General features: G+C 61.6%; 16 protein-coding genes. 12 read left to right on the forward strand and 4 right to left on the reverse strand.

The genetic code is table 11. The features are described from left to right. Nucleotides 1–1,308 (reverse strand): NAD(P)/FAD-dependent oxidoreductase, encoded by a 1,308-nt coding sequence (locus LDZ24_RS22335; protein ID WP_248323408.1) that lies wholly within the window; start codon nt 1,306–1,308, stop codon nt 1–3. A gap of 177 nt (nt 1,309–1,485) precedes the next feature. Between LDZ24_RS22335 and LDZ24_RS22340 the strand changes: the two genes are divergently transcribed. The 7 genes from LDZ24_RS22340 (at nt 1,486) to LDZ24_RS22370 (ending at nt 9,207) form a co-directional block, all read left to right on the forward strand. Continuing rightward, a complete protein-coding gene (locus LDZ24_RS22340; protein WP_248323409.1) occupies nt 1,486–2,412 on the forward strand; it encodes a LysR family transcriptional regulator in 927 nt (308 codons plus the stop codon). 140 nt (nt 2,413–2,552) lie between these two features. After that, entirely contained in the window at nt 2,553–3,683 is a 1,131-nt protein-coding gene (locus LDZ24_RS22345) for an SRPBCC family protein (RefSeq protein WP_248323410.1), read from the forward strand. 21 nt (nt 3,684–3,704) lie between these two features. Beyond that, on the forward strand, nt 3,705–4,886 hold the full coding sequence (locus LDZ24_RS22350; RefSeq protein ID WP_248323411.1) for an ABC transporter ATP-binding protein: 1,182 nt from the start codon (nt 3,705–3,707) through the stop codon (nt 4,884–4,886). A gap of 1 nt (nt 4,887) precedes the next feature. After that, nucleotides 4,888–5,934: an ABC transporter substrate-binding protein gene (locus tag LDZ24_RS22355; RefSeq protein ID WP_248323412.1), complete on the forward strand. Its 1,047-nt coding sequence runs from the start codon at nt 4,888–4,890 to the stop codon at nt 5,932–5,934. 38 nt (nt 5,935–5,972) lie between these two features. Then, nucleotides 5,973–7,226 carry an ABC transporter permease gene (locus tag LDZ24_RS22360; RefSeq protein ID WP_248323413.1) on the forward strand — a complete coding sequence of 418 codons (1,254 nt, stop codon included), beginning with the start codon at nt 5,973–5,975 and terminating at the stop codon, nt 7,224–7,226. Between the two features lie 24 nt (nt 7,227–7,250). Then, complete coding sequence (locus LDZ24_RS22365; protein WP_248323414.1) at nt 7,251–8,078, forward strand: ABC transporter permease; 828 nt, start codon at nt 7,251–7,253, stop codon at nt 8,076–8,078. A gap of 79 nt (nt 8,079–8,157) precedes the next feature. Next, the gene (locus LDZ24_RS22370; RefSeq protein ID WP_248323415.1) at nt 8,158–9,207 is read left to right on the forward strand and encodes an SDR family oxidoreductase; all 1,050 of its coding nucleotides are present in this window, start codon (nt 8,158–8,160) and stop codon (nt 9,205–9,207) included. A 141-nt stretch (nt 9,208–9,348) separates the two neighbouring features. Here the strand turns inward: LDZ24_RS22370 and catC are convergent, their stop codons facing one another. From catC to LDZ24_RS22385, 3 genes are all read right to left on the reverse strand, one after another. Next, nucleotides 9,349–9,627: a muconolactone Delta-isomerase gene (catC, locus tag LDZ24_RS22375; RefSeq protein ID WP_248323416.1), complete on the reverse strand. Its 279-nt coding sequence runs from the start codon at nt 9,625–9,627 to the stop codon at nt 9,349–9,351. A gap of 71 nt (nt 9,628–9,698) precedes the next feature. After that, on the reverse strand, nt 9,699–10,826 hold the full coding sequence (locus LDZ24_RS22380) for a muconate/chloromuconate family cycloisomerase (protein ID WP_248323417.1): 1,128 nt from the start codon (nt 10,824–10,826) through the stop codon (nt 9,699–9,701). 104 nt (nt 10,827–10,930) lie between these two features. Next, on the reverse strand, nt 10,931–11,854 hold the full coding sequence (locus LDZ24_RS22385) for a LysR family transcriptional regulator (protein WP_248323418.1): 924 nt from the start codon (nt 11,852–11,854) through the stop codon (nt 10,931–10,933). 164 nt (nt 11,855–12,018) lie between these two features. Here LDZ24_RS22385 and catA point away from each other — a divergent pair, with 164 nt between their 5' ends. From catA to benD, 5 genes are all read left to right on the forward strand, one after another. Then, nucleotides 12,019–12,954 carry a catechol 1,2-dioxygenase gene (gene catA / locus LDZ24_RS22390; RefSeq protein WP_248323419.1) on the forward strand — a complete coding sequence of 312 codons (936 nt, stop codon included), beginning with the start codon at nt 12,019–12,021 and terminating at the stop codon, nt 12,952–12,954. Between the two features lie 100 nt (nt 12,955–13,054). Then, nucleotides 13,055–14,413 (forward strand): Rieske 2Fe-2S domain-containing protein, encoded by a 1,359-nt coding sequence (locus tag LDZ24_RS22395; protein WP_248323420.1) that lies wholly within the window; start codon nt 13,055–13,057, stop codon nt 14,411–14,413. Beyond that, nucleotides 14,410–14,898 carry a benzoate 1,2-dioxygenase small subunit gene (gene benB, locus LDZ24_RS22400; protein WP_248323421.1) on the forward strand — a complete coding sequence of 163 codons (489 nt, stop codon included), beginning with the start codon at nt 14,410–14,412 and terminating at the stop codon, nt 14,896–14,898. The genes LDZ24_RS22395 and benB overlap by 4 nt, the downstream gene beginning before the upstream one ends. A gap of 39 nt (nt 14,899–14,937) precedes the next feature. Further along, nucleotides 14,938–15,960 carry a benzoate 1,2-dioxygenase electron transfer component BenC gene (benC, locus tag LDZ24_RS22405; RefSeq protein ID WP_248323422.1) on the forward strand — a complete coding sequence of 341 codons (1,023 nt, stop codon included), beginning with the start codon at nt 14,938–14,940 and terminating at the stop codon, nt 15,958–15,960. Further along, nucleotides 15,957–16,733 carry a benzoate diol dehydrogenase BenD gene (gene benD / locus LDZ24_RS22410; RefSeq protein WP_248323423.1) on the forward strand — a complete coding sequence of 259 codons (777 nt, stop codon included), beginning with the start codon at nt 15,957–15,959 and terminating at the stop codon, nt 16,731–16,733. Before benC ends, benD begins: the two co-directional genes overlap by 4 nt. The last annotated feature ends 6 nt before the right edge of the window (nt 16,734–16,739 follow it).

Here is a 16,739-nt window from a genome sequence, read left to right on the forward strand (position 1 = left end):
TCAGTGGGCTTGCACGCTTTCTTCGCTGTGAGGCTTATTCGCGTGGCTATGCGGCGAGTCGTAATACGCCTGATATTTGCGTTGCGTGACGATGTGATCCGCGACGTGTTTCGCGTCGTGCCACACCCCCCAGATAAATGCCGAGCCGCGTCGCGAGAGCCACGGCAGGCCGAGAAAATAAATACCCGGCTCCTTCGATACCCCGCGCTGGTGCTTCGGCTTGCCGTTCTCGTCGAAGGCATCGACCTGCAGCCAGCTGAAATCGGTCGCATAACCCGTCGCCCAGATGATCGAGCTTACGCCTGCTTGCGCCAGATCGAGTTCGAGCAGCGGATTCATGAGGCAATCCGGATCGGGTGGAATCATGCGCGCTTCTGGTTCAGCGGGAAGGTCGAGGCCATTGCGGGCGGCGTACATGTCGGCGGCATCGAGCAGGGACAGATAGTTTTGATCGCCGCGTGCGATGTTTTCTGCGAGATCGTCATTGAAGCGAGCCACGCCGTTATCGAACGCTTTCGTCAGACCGACGAGCGTGATGCCCTGATGCGCCAGCCGGCGAAAGTCGATGGTCTGCCCGCCGCGCGCGCCGCTTACCGCAATCGTCACATGTTCACGGCCCGGCTTCATGACTTCCGCGTCCCACTCGCCGAGCACGCCGAGCCACCAGCAGAAGTCGCGGCCGCGATAGGCACGCGGCGGACGATCGTGCGCGCCCACCGACAGATAGACGCGGCGCCCCGCACGCTGCAATTCATCGGCGATCTGCACGCCCGACGATCCCGCGCCGACGATCAGCACCCCGCCTGCGGGCAATTGCTGCGGATTGCGGTAGTCGGCAGAATGAATCTGCGTGAGCGATGCGTCTTGCGGGGCGATCGGCGGAATCACGGGCTTCTGAAACGGCCCGGTCGCGACGACCACGCGCTTCGCATCGATCACGCCATCAGACGTCTCTACGGTGAAACCCGGACGCCCCGTGTTGCGCACGACCTTCTTCACTTCGACGCCGGTGCGAATGGGCGCATCGAATTTCTTCGCATAGGCGACGAAATAGTCCGCGATTTCCTCTTTCGGCGCAAAGCCGTCGGGCGCCGTCTGCGCGAACTCGAGATTGGGAAAGCGATCATGCCACGCAGGCCCGTTGGCCACGAGCGAGTCCCATCGGCCCGTGCGCCAGCGCTCCGCAATGCGCGCGCGTTCCAGCACCAGATGCGGCACGCCGTGCCGGCTCAGATGTTCGCTCATCGCGACGCCGGCCTGGCCCGCGCCGACCACGAGCGTGTCGATCGATGTAGTTTCCGCTGTCATGGCTGTGTCCTTCCGAGAGGCTCGTATGGCCGTTCCGATGCCGACTGAATCTACGCGCCGCGACCGGATCAATAAAATATTTTCAAAAAATGCATAGCATGGGATTTACCTATGCAGTGATTTTTGTCCACCGCACAATGCGATGCAGTTCGGCTCGAAAGAGGTCAGATCGTCGCAATGGAAAGTCATCCGTTACGGTATTCGCTGCGGCAGTTGCGCTACTTCGTGGTCGCGGCGGAGGCCCTGTCTTTCACTGCCGCGGCCAGAGAGTTGCATATCTCGCAGCCTTCTATTTCTACCGCGCTGGCGGACCTCGAAGTGTCCTTCGGGGTTCAGCTTTTCATCCGGCATCATGCCAGCGGTTTGTCGCTGACGCAGGCCGGACGCGATCTACTCGGGCAAGCCCGCAATCTGCTGAAGATCGCGGAAGAACTGCAAATGGCCGCCAAGGAACTCGATGGCGGCATGACCGGCTCCATCGCGCTCGGCTGCCTCGTCTCGCTCGCGCCGCCGCTGATGCCTGGTCTCATCAGCCGCTTCACGGCCGACCACGCGGGCATCGCGTTTCGCACGGTAGAAGGTCACCAGGACGCCCTGCTACGCGGATTGCACGACGGCTCGATCGATCTCGCACTGACCTATAGCCTCGACCTCACCGAGGACATCGCGTTCACGCCGCTGTTGTCGTTGCCGCCTTATGCGATCCTGCCGCGCACGCATCGCCTTGCGCGCGCCCGCAAGATCTCGCTGGCCGATCTGTTGCCCGAGCCTTACGTCATGCTGGACCTGCCGCATAGCCGGGAATATTTCGCCGCGCTCTTCGATGCGGTCGGCAACCGGCCGGTGCCGGCGTTTCGCTCGTCGCAGCCGGAAGTGGTGCGAGGCATGGTGGCAAATGGCCTCGGCTATAGCCTGCTTAACTTCCCGCTCAAGTCGAACCGCACCGTGGACGGCGAAGAGTTCGTCATTAAGCGTTTCAAAGACAACGTGAACGCGACGATGCTCGGCGTCGCGCAATCCCGCACCATGAAGCCGCGCCAGGTGGTGCACCGTTTCACCTCGTTCTGCGAGAACTACATACGGCGGCTGCGTATCGACACTTGATGCCGGTTGTATAGGAAAAAGCTTTGCGCTGTATCCGAAAACAATATTTTGACTGGCATATTGGCTTGATAGATTGAGTGCCTGCCGAGTGCCTATAACAGAAGAGGCGCTTGTGCTCACTGAACGAGGAGGAAATCGTCATGGCGCACCTGAACGAGCTGATGAACGCATTGCGCGATGGATGCGACCGCCCGTTCAGCGACGCCCATGCGATGCCGCCCGGCGTCTATACGTCGGCCGACTTTCTCGCGCTCGAAGACGAGCGCATCTTCTCGCGAGAATGGCAGTGCGTCGGGCGCGCGAGCGCGCTGAAAGCCCCGGGCGACTATCTCACCGCGCGCATTGCCGCGCAGCCGGTGGTCGTCTTGCGCGACGAGCAAATGCAGCTCAAGGCGATGTCCAATGTATGCCTGCATCGCATGTCGATCCTGCTTGAAGGACGCGGCAACGTGCGACGCATCGTGTGTCCTTATCACGCGTGGAACTATTCGCTCGATGGCGCGTTGAAAGGCGCGCCGCTGATGGACCGACAAGAAGGCTTCTGCAAGGAAAGCTACAAGCTGCCCGCCGTGCGATGCGAAGAATGGCAAGGCTGGATCTATGTGACGCTCGATGCGAACGCGTCACCCGTCGGTAAGCAACTCGCGGAGTTGGACACGTTGATCGAAGCGTACGGCATGACCGACTACATCGAAACGTTCTATGAAGAGCACGTGTGGGACACCAACTGGAAGATACTCGCCGAGAACTTCATGGAGAGCTATCACCTGCCGATGCTGCATCGCGCGACGGTAGGTCCGCACTCGCGGTTGGAAGAGATGGAATGTCCGCCGGGTCATGCAGCGTTCAACTATCACTGGATCACGAAAGAAGCTTCATTGCCCATTGGTAACGCGCATCCGGACAACACGCGCTTGTCGGGGCACTGGCGCAAGACCACTGCGCTGCTCGCCATCTATCCGACGCATCTCGTGACATTGACTCCCGGCTACTTCTGGTATCTCGTGCTGCAACCGGAGGGCGTCGGCCGCGTGCATATCCGCTTCGGCGGCGGACTCGCGCCGGAATTCATCGCCGATCCAGAAGCCAACGCGCACATGGCAACGCTCAAGAAACTGCTGGACGAAGTGAACGCCGAAGACAAGCGCGGCGTGCAGGCCGTGTTTCGCGGCGTGCATGCGCCGTTGGCGAAGCCGGGACATCTGAGCCATCTCGAACGGCCCAACTATGACTTCGCGCGATATCTCGCGGGCAAGCTGAAATCGCAGTAAGAACGACAGGACGCCATCACGATGTCGAACCCTTCCTTCATCTCATTCTCGGGCGTGAGCAAATCGTACGACGGCGCGAATTACGTCGTCGACGGCTTGAACCTCGACGTAAGCAAGGGAGAATTCCTGTCTTTGCTCGGGCCCTCCGGTTCGGGCAAGACCACCACGCTGATGATGCTCGCCGGTTTCGAATCGCCGACGCAGGGCGAGATCCGGCTCGATGGCAAGCGGCTCGACGACAAGCCGCCGCATCGGCGAGACATCGGCATGGTGTTCCAGAACTACGCGCTCTTTCCGCATCTGACGATTGCCGAGAACGTGGCGTTCCCGCTCTCGGTGCGGCGCGTGAGCCGTGCGGACCAGAAGACACGCGTGAAGCGCGCGCTCGAAATGGTGGAATTGCCGCATCTGGCTAACAGGCGGCCGGCACAGCTTTCGGGCGGGCAACAGCAGCGCGTGGCACTTGCGCGCGCGCTCGTATTCGAGCCGAGCGTCGTGCTGATGGACGAACCGCTCGGCGCGCTCGACAAGCGCCTTCGCGAGACCATGCAGTACGAAATCATGCGGCTGCATCGCGAGTTAGCGCTGACCATCGTCTATGTGACGCACGATCAGGCCGAGGCGCTGACCATGTCCGACCGCGTTGCCGTGTTCTCCGATGGACGCATTCAGCAAGTGGCCACGCCGAGCGAGCTTTATGAGAACGCGCAGAACGCGTTCGTCGCGAACTTCGTCGGCGAGAACAATGGCCTGACGGGACGCGTGATGACGTGCGACGGCTCATGGGCGACGTTCGCGCTTTCCGACGGCAGCATCATTCGCGGCCGATGCGAGTCCGGCCTGCGCGTCGGCGACGAAGCCATGCTCGCGCTGCGCCCCGAGCGCGCGCATATCCCGAGCGCGGAAGGCATGCATCTCGACGAGCATGACAATGTCGTTCGTGCCCGCGTGAACGAACTCGTGTATTGCGGCGATCATCATCGCGTGCATCTGACGCTCGGCTCGCGCGACGCGATCGTCGTGAAAGTGCCCAATACGCAGCGTCATGCGTTGCCGTCATCCGGCGACATGATCGATGTCGCATGGCGTCACGACGACTGCAAGATTCTCGCGATGAGCGCCCCGCCTCGCGCGAGCGCGACCACTTCCACCACCTCGCCAACCCCTTCCCTCATCACGACCGCACCCGCAGGAGCCAACTGACATGCGCACTCAAATCAAAGCACAATGCGCCGCACTCGCCCTACTCGCCTTCGGCGCCATGACTTCGCATGCGGCGGAAACGCTGCATGTGGTCACGTTCGGCGGCGCCTTCGAAGCCGCGGCCAAGAAGGCGTGGATGGACCCGTTCACGCAGGCCACCGGCACGCAGTTCTCGCTCGAATCGTATGACGGCGGCCTCGCCAAACTCTCCGCGATGGAGCAGGCCAAGAACACGACATGGGACCTGATCGACCTCGAAACGAACGATGCGATCACCGGGTGCGACGAAGGGCTGCTCCAGAAATTCGACAAGAAGTCCCTCGGCAATACCAGCGACTTCATTCCCGGATCGCTCAGCGATTGCGCGGTCGCGAGCATGGTCTGGTCGACGGTCTATGCGTATGACACGAGCAAGCTGAAGAGCGCGCCTTCCACCGTCAACGACTTCTTCGACACGCAGAAATTCCCCGGCAAGCGCGGCCTGCGCAAGTCGCCGAAGGTGACGCTGGAGTGGGCGCTGATCGCCGATGGCGTCGATCCCAAGGATGTGTACAAGGTGCTCGGCACGCCCGCGGGCGTCGATCGCGCGTTCAAGAAGCTCGACACCATCAAGAAGGACATCGTGTGGTGGGAGTCGGGCGCGCAGGCGCCGCAGCTGCTCGCCGATGGCGCCGTCGTGATGGTCCAAGCCTATAACGGCCGCATCGACGATGCGGTGAGGAAGGACCACAAGCCGTTCAAGTCCGTGTGGGACGCGCAGGTCTACGACTTCGAATGGTGGGCCATTCCGACCGGCGCGAAAAACGCCGACATGGCCGCGAAATTCATCGTGTCGCAGGCGCAGCCGAAGGCATCGGCGGATCTGTCGAAGTACATCGCCTATGCGCCGCCGCGCAAGGAAGCCGTCGCGCTCGTCGACAAGCAGCGTCTCGCCGACATGCCGACCGCGCCCGCGAACTTCAAGCGCGCCGTGCAGATCAACGCGAACTTCTGGGCCGACAACGCAGACGCCATCAACAAGCGCTTTCAGGTCTGGCTGACGCAATAAGCGGCCACGGCATACGAGAGGACCAAGAGAGGACGAACATGCCCGCATCGATTCACGCGACGACCGCCGGCTCGCACGCGAGCGCCGAAGGCCGCGCGTCGTACAACAAGGCGCAACGACGCGCCTCGATGCGGGCGCTTCTGCTCGCGTTGCCGTTGATCGTATTTCTGTTGTCTACGTTCATCGCGCCCATTGCGCTGCTGCTTGCGCGCAGCGCGCAGAACCACGAGGTGCCGGACGGCATGCCCGCGCTCGCGCGCGCATTGAACGCATGGGACGGTCAGGGCGTGCCGGATGAACATACGTTCGCCCTTCTCGCATCCGGATTGAAGGAAGCGCAGGAAAGCGGCCAGCTCGGCACCATCGCGCGGCGTCTCAACTTCGCGCAGCCCGAGTTCCGCAGCCTGTTGATGCGCACCGCCCGCAAGCTCCATGACGACACGCCGAAAGCATGGAAGCCCGCGTTGATCGATATCGACGAGCGCTGGAATTCACCGGAAGTGTGGCGTTTGCTCAAGCGTGCCGCTCAATCGCCGACGCCCGATTATCTGCTCGCCGCCGTCGATGCGCAGGTGACGCCGCAAGGCACGATCGCGTCGATGCCTGCGAATGCGTCCGTCTATCGCGAAGCCTTCGCCCGCACGGTATCCATCAGCGCGACCGTCACGCTGCTGTGCCTCGTGCTCGGCTATCCGGTTGCCTGGCTGCTCGCGAATCTGCCCGCGAAAACCAGCAACCGGCTGATGCTCTTCGTGATCGTGCCGTTCTGGACGTCGCTGCTCGTGCGCACCACCGCGTGGTATGTGCTGCTGCAACCGGGCGGCGTCATCAACAGCGTGCTGTCGGGCCTCGGACTCGCGACGCATCCGGTGCCGCTCATCTTTAATCGCACGGGCGTGCTGATCGGCATGACGCATGTCCTATTGCCCTACATGATCCTCGCGATCTACTCGGTGATGAAAAGCGTGTCGCCGGTTTATATGCGCGCCGCCAAGTCGCTCGGCGCGCATCCGTTCACGGCTTTCGTTCGCGTGTATGTGCCGCAGACATTGCCCGGCGTCGGCGCGGGATGCTTTCTCGTCTTCGTGCTCGCGCTCGGTTACTACATCACGCCCGCGCTGCTCGGCGGCGCCGGCGACGAGATGATCAGCCAGCTCATCGCCATTCAGACGAACACGCAACTGAACTGGGGTCTCGCGGGCGCGCTGTCGGCCTACCTCGTGATCTTCACGGCGGTGTTCTATTTCCTGTTCAACCGCATCGTCGGCATCGACCGGCTGCGCTTCGGTTGATTCGACCCATCCGGAGGAAAGCTCATGCAAGACAAACGCAACACGGTGCTGACGGAACGCATCGCGGCGGGCTGGGTGCGCCTGCACACCGCGCTTGTCCTGTTCTTTCTGATCGCGCCGATCCTCGCCATCATCCCGCTATCGTTTAATTCGGGCTCCTACTTTTCTTATCCGATGGAGGGCTTCTCGTTTCGTTGGTATGAAAAGGCGCTGACGAGCGGCGACTGGCAGCGCGCATTGTTGAACAGCATCGGCATCGGCGCGGCGTCGACGTTTATCGCCACGTGCTTAGGCACGCTCGCGGCGCTCGGCTTGTCGCGCTCGCAGTTTCCGCTGCGCTCGGTCGTCATGCCCATTTTGATCTCGCCGATGATCGTGCCTATCGTCGTGGTCGCGGCAGGCTTCTATCTGATTTTCGCGCCGTTGGGGCTGGTTAATTCGTATCCCGGCGTCGTGCTCGCGCATGCCGCGCTCGGCACGCCGTTCGTCGTCATCACGGTGACGGCGTCGTTGCTGTCCTTCGATCAAAGCTTGTTGCGGGCCGCATCCGGCCTCGGCGCGACGCCCTGGATCGCGTTTCGTCGCGTTACCTTGCCGCTCATCACGCCTGCCGTCGCGACCGGAAGCGTGTTCGCGTTCGCGACATCGTTCGACGAGGTCATCGTGATCCTGTTTATCGGCGGGCCGGATCAGAAGACAGTGCCGCGTCAAATGTGGAGCGGCATTCGCGACGCCATCGATCCCTCTATCCTCGCCGTCGCGACGATGCTGATCGTCTTCGCGGTGCTGCTGTTCGCAAGTATCAACCGCTTGAGAGCGCGGGCGTTGGCGGCGAATCAGGCGCTGACCTGATCTGCGTTGAAGTGGCGAGCCGGCCCTTGGTGCGGCGATTGCTGGGCAAACGCCAAGCACTTCACTCTCAGGGCCAGGCATGAAACGCTATAAAGCACTCGTGGCGGGCGGCGTCGGCGTGATCGGACGTCAACTCGTCGATCATCTCGCGTCGCTGCCGGATTGGGACGTCATCGGTCTGTCACGACGCACGCCCGATCAAGCGCAACCCGGCGAGCACATTGCCGTCGATCTGCTCGATGCCGAAGACGTGCGCGCGAAGCTCGGCGGGCTCGGCGACGTCACGCACATCTTTCACGCTGCGTATCAGGAAAAGCCCACGCCGCAAGCGCTCATCGACGTGAACCTCGGCATGTTGCGCAATCTGGTGAGCGTCGTATCCGACAGTTCGTCGGCGCTCCAGCGCGTCGTGTTATACGAGGGCGCGAAGTACTATGGCGCGCACCTCGGCCGCTTCAAGACGCCCGCGCGCGAAGATGATCCGCGACACATGCCGCCGAACTTCTACTACGACATGCAAGACTGGCTCGTCCACGAAGCGGCGGGCAAGGGCTGGGATGCGGTCGTGCTTCGCCCCGATGTGGTGTGCGGCTTCGCGCTCGGCAATCCGATGAATCTCTCGATGGTCATCGCCGTGTATGCCGCGATCAGCAAGGAGCTCGGACTGCCGCTGCGCTTTCCCGGCACCGCTACGTGCTACGGCAAGCTCGCGCAAGTCACCGATGCCGCGCAACTCGCGCGCGGGTCCGTGTGGGCCGCGACCGGCGCGCCCGGCGGCGAGAGCTATAACCTCACCAGCGGCGATGTATTCCGCTGGGACCAGTTATGGCCCGCCATCGCCGATCATCTCGACATGCCGCTCGCCGAACCGCAGACCATCAGCCTGCGCGACTATATGGCCGACAAGGGACCACTGTGGGAGCGCATGGTGAAGAAATACGATCTCGTCGATATTCCCTACGAGCATGTCGCCGCGTGGGGCTTCGGCGACTTCATCTTTCGCTGCGACTGGGACGTGATCTCCAGCACGACCAAGATCCGGCAGGCTGGCTTTCATGATGTCGTCGATAGCACCGACATGTTCCTGCGCCTCTTCGATGAGTTCCGCGAGCGCAAGGCGATTCCTTGAGCGCAATCGCCGCTAGTGCGACCCGATCTCCTCCAGCAGCCATTCCCTGAAGGCGATGACCGGCGCGCTCTTCGCGCTCTCTTTCCGGTGCACGAGGTAGTACTTCGGCTGAGCGACGTACTGCGCCTCGCGTTCGCCGTATTAGCGAATGGACGATGGATGACGCGCAAGCGGCGTCACCTGCATGGTCATATAAGGGAACAACGGCAATCCGGACAAGATGGTATGAAGCTCGTCGTGCGAGTCGACATCGAAGACGCTGTAATTCGCATACTCTCCGACCACGCGATGCAACTGCTGCCACTTCCCGGTCCGTTGCAGTTCTTGCGAATAGGCTTTCTCTCGCGCCTTGATTTCGTCGGCTTGTGCTGCGGGCATGTCGTGCGGCAAGTGAACGTCCATTCTGACGAGATAAAGCATGCTTGCTCCTGTGGATGGCGCTCGTTCGCTATGCAATGACGAACGCCGGTCGATATAATGTGCGGCGGGCGTTACGCCTTCTTGTCGCGACGATAAAACGCGAGCTTTTCTTCGTCGATCTGCAAACCCAGCCCCGGACCTTCCGGCAGATGCAGATCGAAATCGCGATACAGCGGACGCGCCGTCACGATGTCGTCCTTCAGCAGCAGCGGACCGAACAGTTCCGTGCCCCAGGCGAGTTGCGGCAACGCGCTGAAGCCGTGCGCCGAAGCGATAGACCCGATACTGCCTTCGAGCATCGTCCCGCCATAAAGCGACACGCCGGCCGCGTCCGCAACGGCTGCCGTGCGCATCATGCCGAAGATGCCGCCGGACTTCGCGATCTTCAGCGCGAAGACATCGGCGCACGCGTCGCGCACGAGTTCGAGCGCGTCTTCCGGCCCGGTGACGGCTTCATCCGCCATGATCGGGACGACGAACCGCGCGGCAAGACGCGCGAGCGCGCCCCGCTGCTCACGCGGCGTAGGTTGCTCGACGAGGTCGATGCCCGCGGCCTCCAGAGCCTGAATACCGAAGGCCGCATCGACCTCGTTCCACGCCTGATTCACGTCGACCGTCACCTTCGCGCGCTCGCCCAGTGCCGCCTTGATCTTCGCCACATGCGCGACGTCGTCGCGCACGCTACGGCGACCGATCTTCAGCTTGAACACGTTATGTCGGCGTTCGGCGAGCAGCATCTCCGCTTCCTCGATATCGCGGTTTGTGTCGCCGCTCGCGAGCGTCCATAGAACCGGAAGCGTCTTGCGCACGGCGCCGCCGACGAGCGTCGAGACGGGAACGCCGAGACGCTTGCCCTCTGCATCCAGCAACGCCGTTTCGATGCCCGACTTCGCGAACCGGTTGCCGCGCGCGACCTTGTTCAGCTTGAGCATGGCCGCGTTGATGTTCGTCGCGTCCTGCCCGATCAACGCCGGCGCGAGGTAAGTATCGATAGTGAGCTTGATGCCTTCGGGGCTTTCTTCGCCATACGACAGACCACCGATGGTCGTCGCTTCGCCGATGCCCTCTATGCCGTCGCTCGCATGCAGGCGGATGATGACCATGGTCTGATGCTGCATCGTCGCCATGGAAAGCTGGTGCGCGCGAATGGTCGGAAGGTCAACCAGAATGGCTTCGACGGAAGTAATGTGGGCGTTCATACCTGGAGTGACGGAAATGGATGGGTTGCTGAAGTATTGCCCGCGCAAACTCCGGCTGTCCAAGACCATCGACGTCTAGTGCCATACCGCGCAGGTATGACGCGCTACGGTGCCTTGTCGGCGGGCGCGACGTGCGAGATGTGCTCTTCGTCGTAGAGGCGATAAATCAGCGCCAGCATCTCCTTGATATCGCGCGATTCGTCCATCGCTCGCATGCTCATGATGATGGGCGACGTGAGAGTCGGGTCGTCGAGCTCTTTATAGCTGACATCGTCGCGCTTTAAGCCATACACGCTGCTCGGGACGATGGAAATGCCTTCGCCAGCGGCCACCAGCCCCAACGCAATCTGAATCTCGCGCACTTCGTAGATCTTGCGTGGCTTGAGTCCGCGGTCCTGAAACGCGGCGAGAACCTGGTCCGCATAGCTCGGACGCGGCGTCTTGGGGTAAATGATGAGCGTCTCGTTGACGAGGTCCCGCAACGCAGAGACCGGCTTGGCAAGCGCGAGCGGATGACCGAGCGGAAACGCGACGATCATCTTCTCTTCTCTCAGCACCACGCGCCGGATATTCGCGTCCTCCAGACGAATGCGGCCGAACCCGACGTCGATATTGCCTTCCTTGAGCGCCCTGATCTGGTCGGTCGTCGACATTTCCTGAAGGCTCAGTTCGACGGTGGGGTTCTCGTCCCTGAAGCGGCGAATGATTTTCGGCAAGAGCCCGTAAAGCGTCGATGCGACAAAACCCACCGACATGCTGCGCTCGATATTGCCGACGCGCCGTGTCATGGATTCGAGTTCCGCGGTCTTGGCGAGCAATTGCACCGCGTGTTCGTAGAAGAACTTGCCGGTCTCGGTCAGCTTCAGAGGACGCGAGTTTCGTTCGAACAGCTGCACGCCCAGCGTCTCTTCCAACTGCTGTATCTGCCGACTCAATGGCGGCTGCGCGATATGGAGCCGCTGCGCGGCGCGCGTGAAGTTGCGCTCCTCGGCCACCGCTACGAAGTAGCGGAGATGTCGCAGTTCCATACGATACCTCCGGGATATAGCGCGATACTAAATCAGTGTTGGACTATGCGTTTGGGCGTCCACTATTCTGCAACCACGCCTTGTTTCATCGACCGATTATACCTTTCGAGCATATCCAAAGCGGCGATAACAAGGGTTAACCCAATAGAGAGTCAGGAGCAGACATGAGCGCCAAAGTATTCGACACGAAGGAAGTGCAGGACCTGCTTAGGGCCGCTGCCAACCTCGGCACGCAGCAGGGCAATGCACGCGCGAAGCAGATCACGCATCGTCTGCTCGCGGACCTTTTCAAAGCCATCGACGACCTCGACATGACGCCGGATGAAATCTGGGCCGGCGTGCACTACTTCAACAAGCTCGGACAAGATGGCGAGGCGGCGCTTCTCGCAGCGGGCCTCGGCATCGAGAAGTATCTGGACATTCGCATGGACGCAGCGGATCGCGAAGCGGACATTCACGGCGGCACGCCGCGCACTATCGAAGGTCCGCTGTATGTCGCGGGCGCGCCGGTGCGTGATGGCGTATCGAAGATCGACATCAATCCGGACGCAGACGCCGGACCGCTCGTCATTCGCGGCACGGTGACGGGCGCCGACGGCAAGCCCGTGGCAGGCGCGGTCGTCGAATGCTGGCACGCGAATTCCAAGGGCTTCTACTCGCATTTCGACCCGACGGGCGCGCAGGACAAATTCAACCTGCGCGGCGCGGTGCGCACCGACGCGGACGGCAAGTACGAATTCCGCACCCTGATGCCAGTGGGTTATGGCTGCCCGCCGCAAGGCGCGACGCAGCAATTGCTCGACGCGCTCGCTCGCCACGGCAACCGTCCCGCGCACGTGCACTTCTTCGTCACGAGCGACAGAACGCGCAAGCTGACGACGCAAATCAACATCGAAGGCGACCCGCTGATCTGGGACGACTTCGCCTACGCGACGCGCGAAGAACTGGTGCCGCATGTCGTCGATAAGACCGGCGGCAAGGACCTCGGTCTCAAGACGGATGCCTACAAGGAAATCCAGTTCGACATCCGCCTGACTCCGATCGTCGATGGTAAGGACAACCAATTGGTTAATCGACCGCGCGTCGCGATCACCGCCTGACGACATCCCGGCGGCCCGCACCGGGGCCGCTTTCTACACCCACGAATCATTCGAACCGATGCCGATGGCTTTATTGCGAAGCCGGCATAGGAGACGACTCATGTCTGCAATTATCGACAAAGCGCGGCGCCTCGAGGACTTGCTCACCAACGCCGTTCAGGACGACAAGGAAAACGGCGTGTTCCGTTGCCGTCGCGACATCTTCACGAATCCGGATCTGTACGAACTCGAGATGAAGTACATCTTCGAGAGCAACTGGGTCTATCTGGCGCACGAAAGTCAGTTGCCGAACAATAACGATTACTACACCACGTGGATCGGCCGCCAGCCCATCGTCATTACGCGCGACAAGGCCGGCGAACTGCACGCGGTCATCAATGCCTGCGCCCACAAAGGCGCCATGTTGTGCCGCCGCAAGCACGGCAACAAGGGCAGCTTCACCTGTCCGTTTCACGGCTGGACGTTTTCGAACGCAGGCAAGCTGCTGAAGGTGAAAGACGAAAAGACCACCGAGTATCCCGTGCAGTTCAACAAGCAAGGCTCGCATGACCTGAAGAAAGTCGCGCGCTTCCAGAACTATCGCGGCTTCCTGTTCGGCAGCCTCAGCGACGACGTAATGCCGCTCGAAGACTATCTCGGCGAGACGAAGGTCATCATCGACCAGATCGTGTCGCAAGCGCCCGATGGTCTCGAAGTGCTGCGCGGAAATTCATCGTATATCTACGACGGCAACTGGAAGCTGCAAATGGAAAACGGCTGCGACGGCTATCACGTCAGCACCGTGCACTGGAACTATGCGGCAACCATGGGCCGCCGCAAGGTGGAAGGCACCAAGGCGGTCGATGCAAACGGCTGGAGCAAATCCGTTGCGGGCGTGTATGGCTTCGAGCATGGACACATCCTGCTGTGGACGAACACGGTGAACCCCGAAGTGCGCCCGGTCTATGAACACCGCGATGAGATCGCAGCGCGCGTGGGCGAGGACAAGGCCAAGGTCATCGTGAATCAGACGCGCAACCTGTGCCTCTATCCGAACGTGTTTTTGATGGACCAGTTCAGCACGCAGATTCGCGTGGTTCGGCCGATCAGCGTCGACAAGACCGAAGTGAGCATCTTCTGCTTCGCGCCGAAAGGCGAAAGCGCAGAGAGCCGCGCCATCCGCATTCGTCAATACGAAGACTTCTTCAACGTCTCGGGCATGGGCACGAGCGACGACCTCGAAGAGTTCCGTGCGTGTCAGGCCGGCTATGCGAGCGCGACCTCGATGTGGAACGACATGTCGCGCGGCGCGCCGCTGTGGATTCACGGACCCGATGCGAACGCGAAGAGCATGGGCCTGAACCCGCTCATCTCGGGCGAGCGCAGCGAAGACGAAGGCCTCTTCGTGGTTCAGCACGAATACTGGATGCGCGTCATGCGCGAGGCCCTGCGCAAAGAACAGACGGAGGCGACGGCATGAGCACCGACTACCAGAAGATATGCAGCGCGTTGTATCAGGAAGCGCGTTTTCTAGATGACCGTCAGTGGGACGAGTGGCTCGCCTGCTATACGGAAGGCGTCGAATACTGGATGCCCGCGTGGGACGACGACGACAAACTGACCGAAGACCCGCACAGCGAAATCTCGCTGATGTATTACGCGGACCGCGGTGGCCTCGAAGATCGCGTGTTTCGCATCAAGACCGAGCGCAGCGGCGCATCCATGCCCGAGCCGCGCACGAGCCACACCATCAGCAATGTGGAAGTGCTGGCCGACCGCGACACGGAGATCGACGTCCGCTACAACTTCAACACGCTGAGCCATCGCTACAAGGTGACGGACCTTTTCTTCGGAACGATGTTCGTCACATTGCGCAAGGTCGACGACCGCTTGCTCATCGCGCGCAAGAAGATCGTGTTGAAGAACGACTATATCCGCCAGGTGCTCGACGTCTATCACGTTTGAATTCACTCGCCGGAAAGCATCACGGAAACAGGAGGCAGTATGTCCAGCTACAACATCGCATTGAATTTCGAAGACGGCGTGACGCGCTTTGTCGAATGCAAGGCCGGCGAGAAGGTCCTCGATGCCGCATTTCGCGCGAAGATCAATCTGCCGATGGATTGTTCCGACGGCGTGTGCGGCACCTGTAAATGCCGCGCCGAGAGCGGCCGCTATGATCTGGGCGACGACTACATCGAAGACGCACTGAGCGACGACGAGAAGGACAGCGGGCTCGTGCTCACCTGCCAGATGGTGCCGCAAAGCGATTGCGTCATTGCAGTCCCGGCTTCGTCGACGGCATGCAAGACCGCGCAAAGCAAGTTCACCGCAACCGTTGCGAAGGTGGAGCAGCATAACGACGCGGCCGTGGTGCTCGAACTCGATGTGGACAACGCAGCGCCCGTGTTTCTCCCGGGCCAGTACGTCAATATCGACGTTCCCGGCAGCGGCGAACATCGCTCGTATTCGTTTTCTTCCGCGCCGGGTTCCTCGCAGATCAGCTTTCTCATCAAGAAGATTCCCGGCGGCGTGATGAGCACCTGGCTCGAATCGGCGAAAGCGGGCAACACGGTTGAATTCACCGGACCGCTCGGGAGTTTCTATCTCCGCGCAGTGGAGCGTCCGCTGCTGTTTCTCGCGGGCGGCACGGGTCTCGCGCCGTTTCTGTCCATGCTCGAAGTGCTCGCGCGCGCCGGCTCGCAGCAGAAGGTTCATCTCATCTACGGCGTCACGCGCGATCTGGACCTCGTGCAGGTCGAAGCCATCGAGGCCTATACGGCGAAGCTGCCGAACTTCACGTTCAGCACCGTCGTCGCGGAAGCGGCTTCGAGCCATCCGCGCAAGGGCTGGGTGACGCAGCACATGCCGGCCGAATATCTGAACGATGGCGACGTGGATGTGTATCTGTGCGGTCCTCCGCCGATGGTCGACGCGGTGCGCAAGCATTTCGACGATAACGGCGTGAAGCCCAACAGCTTCCACTACGAAAAATTCACTCCCAACGCAGCGCCGGTGACCGCATGAACGCGCAACGATTCGAAGGCAAGGTGATGGTCGTGACCGGCGCGGCGCAGGGCATCGGGCGCGGCGTCGCGTTGCGCGCGGCGGCTGAAGGAGCCAAGGTGCTCTTCGTGGACCGCGCCGACTTCGTTCGCGAAGTCGCGGCCGAAGCGACGGGCGCGGACACCGCAGGCTTCGTCGCGGATCTGGAGACTTATGACGGCGCGGCGTCCACCATGGCGTTCGCTGTGCAGAAGTTCGGCCGCATCGATGTTCTCGTCAACGGCGTGGGCGGCGCAATTCGCATGCGGCCGTACGCCGAGTTCGAGCCCGCACAGATCGATGCAGAGATAAGGCGGTCGCTCATGCCGACTCTTTACGCGTGTCATGCGGTGCTTCCGCACATGCTTGCGCAAGGCGGTGGGACCATCGTCAATGTGTCTTCGAATGCGACGCGCGGCATTCGACGCGTGCCCTATTCGGCGGCTAAAGGCGGCGTCAACGCGCTGACGCAGTCGCTCGCGATGGAGTATGGCGAACACCATATTCGCGTAGTCGCTGCGGCGCCCGGCGGCACCCAGGCACCTGCACGCCGCGTGCCGCGCAACGCCGCTGGAGACAGCGAACAAGAGAAGGCATGGATGAGCGAAGCGGTGAAGCAGGTCACGGACGCGACGTTCTTCAAGCGTTACGCCACGGTCGATGAGCAGATCGCCCCGATCCTCTTTCTCGCCTCGGACGAAGCCGGCTACATCACGGGTGCCGTGTTGCCCGTTGCAGGCGGCGACAACGGATAGCGCGTC

Origin of the sequence: Caballeronia sp. Sq4a, from assembly GCF_023170545.1 — a bacterium.
Lineage (GTDB): Bacteria > Pseudomonadota > Gammaproteobacteria > Burkholderiales > Burkholderiaceae > Caballeronia.

Excerpts from the sequence above, each read along its gene's own strand:
- LDZ24_RS22335 (WP_248323408.1), bottom strand. The coding sequence starts at position 1,308 with ATGACAGCGGAAACTACATCGATCGACACGCTCGTGGTCGGCGCGGGC.
- LDZ24_RS22340 (WP_248323409.1), top strand. The coding sequence starts at position 1,486 with ATGGAAAGTCATCCGTTACGGTATTCGCTGCGGCAGTTGCGCTACTTC.
- LDZ24_RS22345 (WP_248323410.1), top strand. The coding sequence starts at position 2,553 with ATGGCGCACCTGAACGAGCTGATGAACGCATTGCGCGATGGATGCGAC.
- LDZ24_RS22350 (WP_248323411.1), top strand. The coding sequence starts at position 3,705 with ATGTCGAACCCTTCCTTCATCTCATTCTCGGGCGTGAGCAAATCGTAC.
- LDZ24_RS22355 (WP_248323412.1), top strand. The coding sequence starts at position 4,888 with ATGCGCACTCAAATCAAAGCACAATGCGCCGCACTCGCCCTACTCGCC.
- LDZ24_RS22360 (WP_248323413.1), top strand. The coding sequence starts at position 5,973 with ATGCCCGCATCGATTCACGCGACGACCGCCGGCTCGCACGCGAGCGCC.
- LDZ24_RS22365 (WP_248323414.1), top strand. The coding sequence starts at position 7,251 with ATGCAAGACAAACGCAACACGGTGCTGACGGAACGCATCGCGGCGGGC.
- LDZ24_RS22370 (WP_248323415.1), top strand. The coding sequence starts at position 8,158 with ATGAAACGCTATAAAGCACTCGTGGCGGGCGGCGTCGGCGTGATCGGA.
- catC (WP_248323416.1), bottom strand. The coding sequence starts at position 9,627 with ATGCTTTATCTCGTCAGAATGGACGTTCACTTGCCGCACGACATGCCC.
- LDZ24_RS22380 (WP_248323417.1), bottom strand. The coding sequence starts at position 10,826 with ATGAACGCCCACATTACTTCCGTCGAAGCCATTCTGGTTGACCTTCCG.
- LDZ24_RS22385 (WP_248323418.1), bottom strand. The coding sequence starts at position 11,854 with ATGGAACTGCGACATCTCCGCTACTTCGTAGCGGTGGCCGAGGAGCGC.
- catA (WP_248323419.1), top strand. The coding sequence starts at position 12,019 with ATGAGCGCCAAAGTATTCGACACGAAGGAAGTGCAGGACCTGCTTAGG.
- LDZ24_RS22395 (WP_248323420.1), top strand. The coding sequence starts at position 13,055 with ATGTCTGCAATTATCGACAAAGCGCGGCGCCTCGAGGACTTGCTCACC.
- benB (WP_248323421.1), top strand. The coding sequence starts at position 14,410 with ATGAGCACCGACTACCAGAAGATATGCAGCGCGTTGTATCAGGAAGCG.
- benC (WP_248323422.1), top strand. The coding sequence starts at position 14,938 with ATGTCCAGCTACAACATCGCATTGAATTTCGAAGACGGCGTGACGCGC.
- benD (WP_248323423.1), top strand. The coding sequence starts at position 15,957 with ATGAACGCGCAACGATTCGAAGGCAAGGTGATGGTCGTGACCGGCGCG.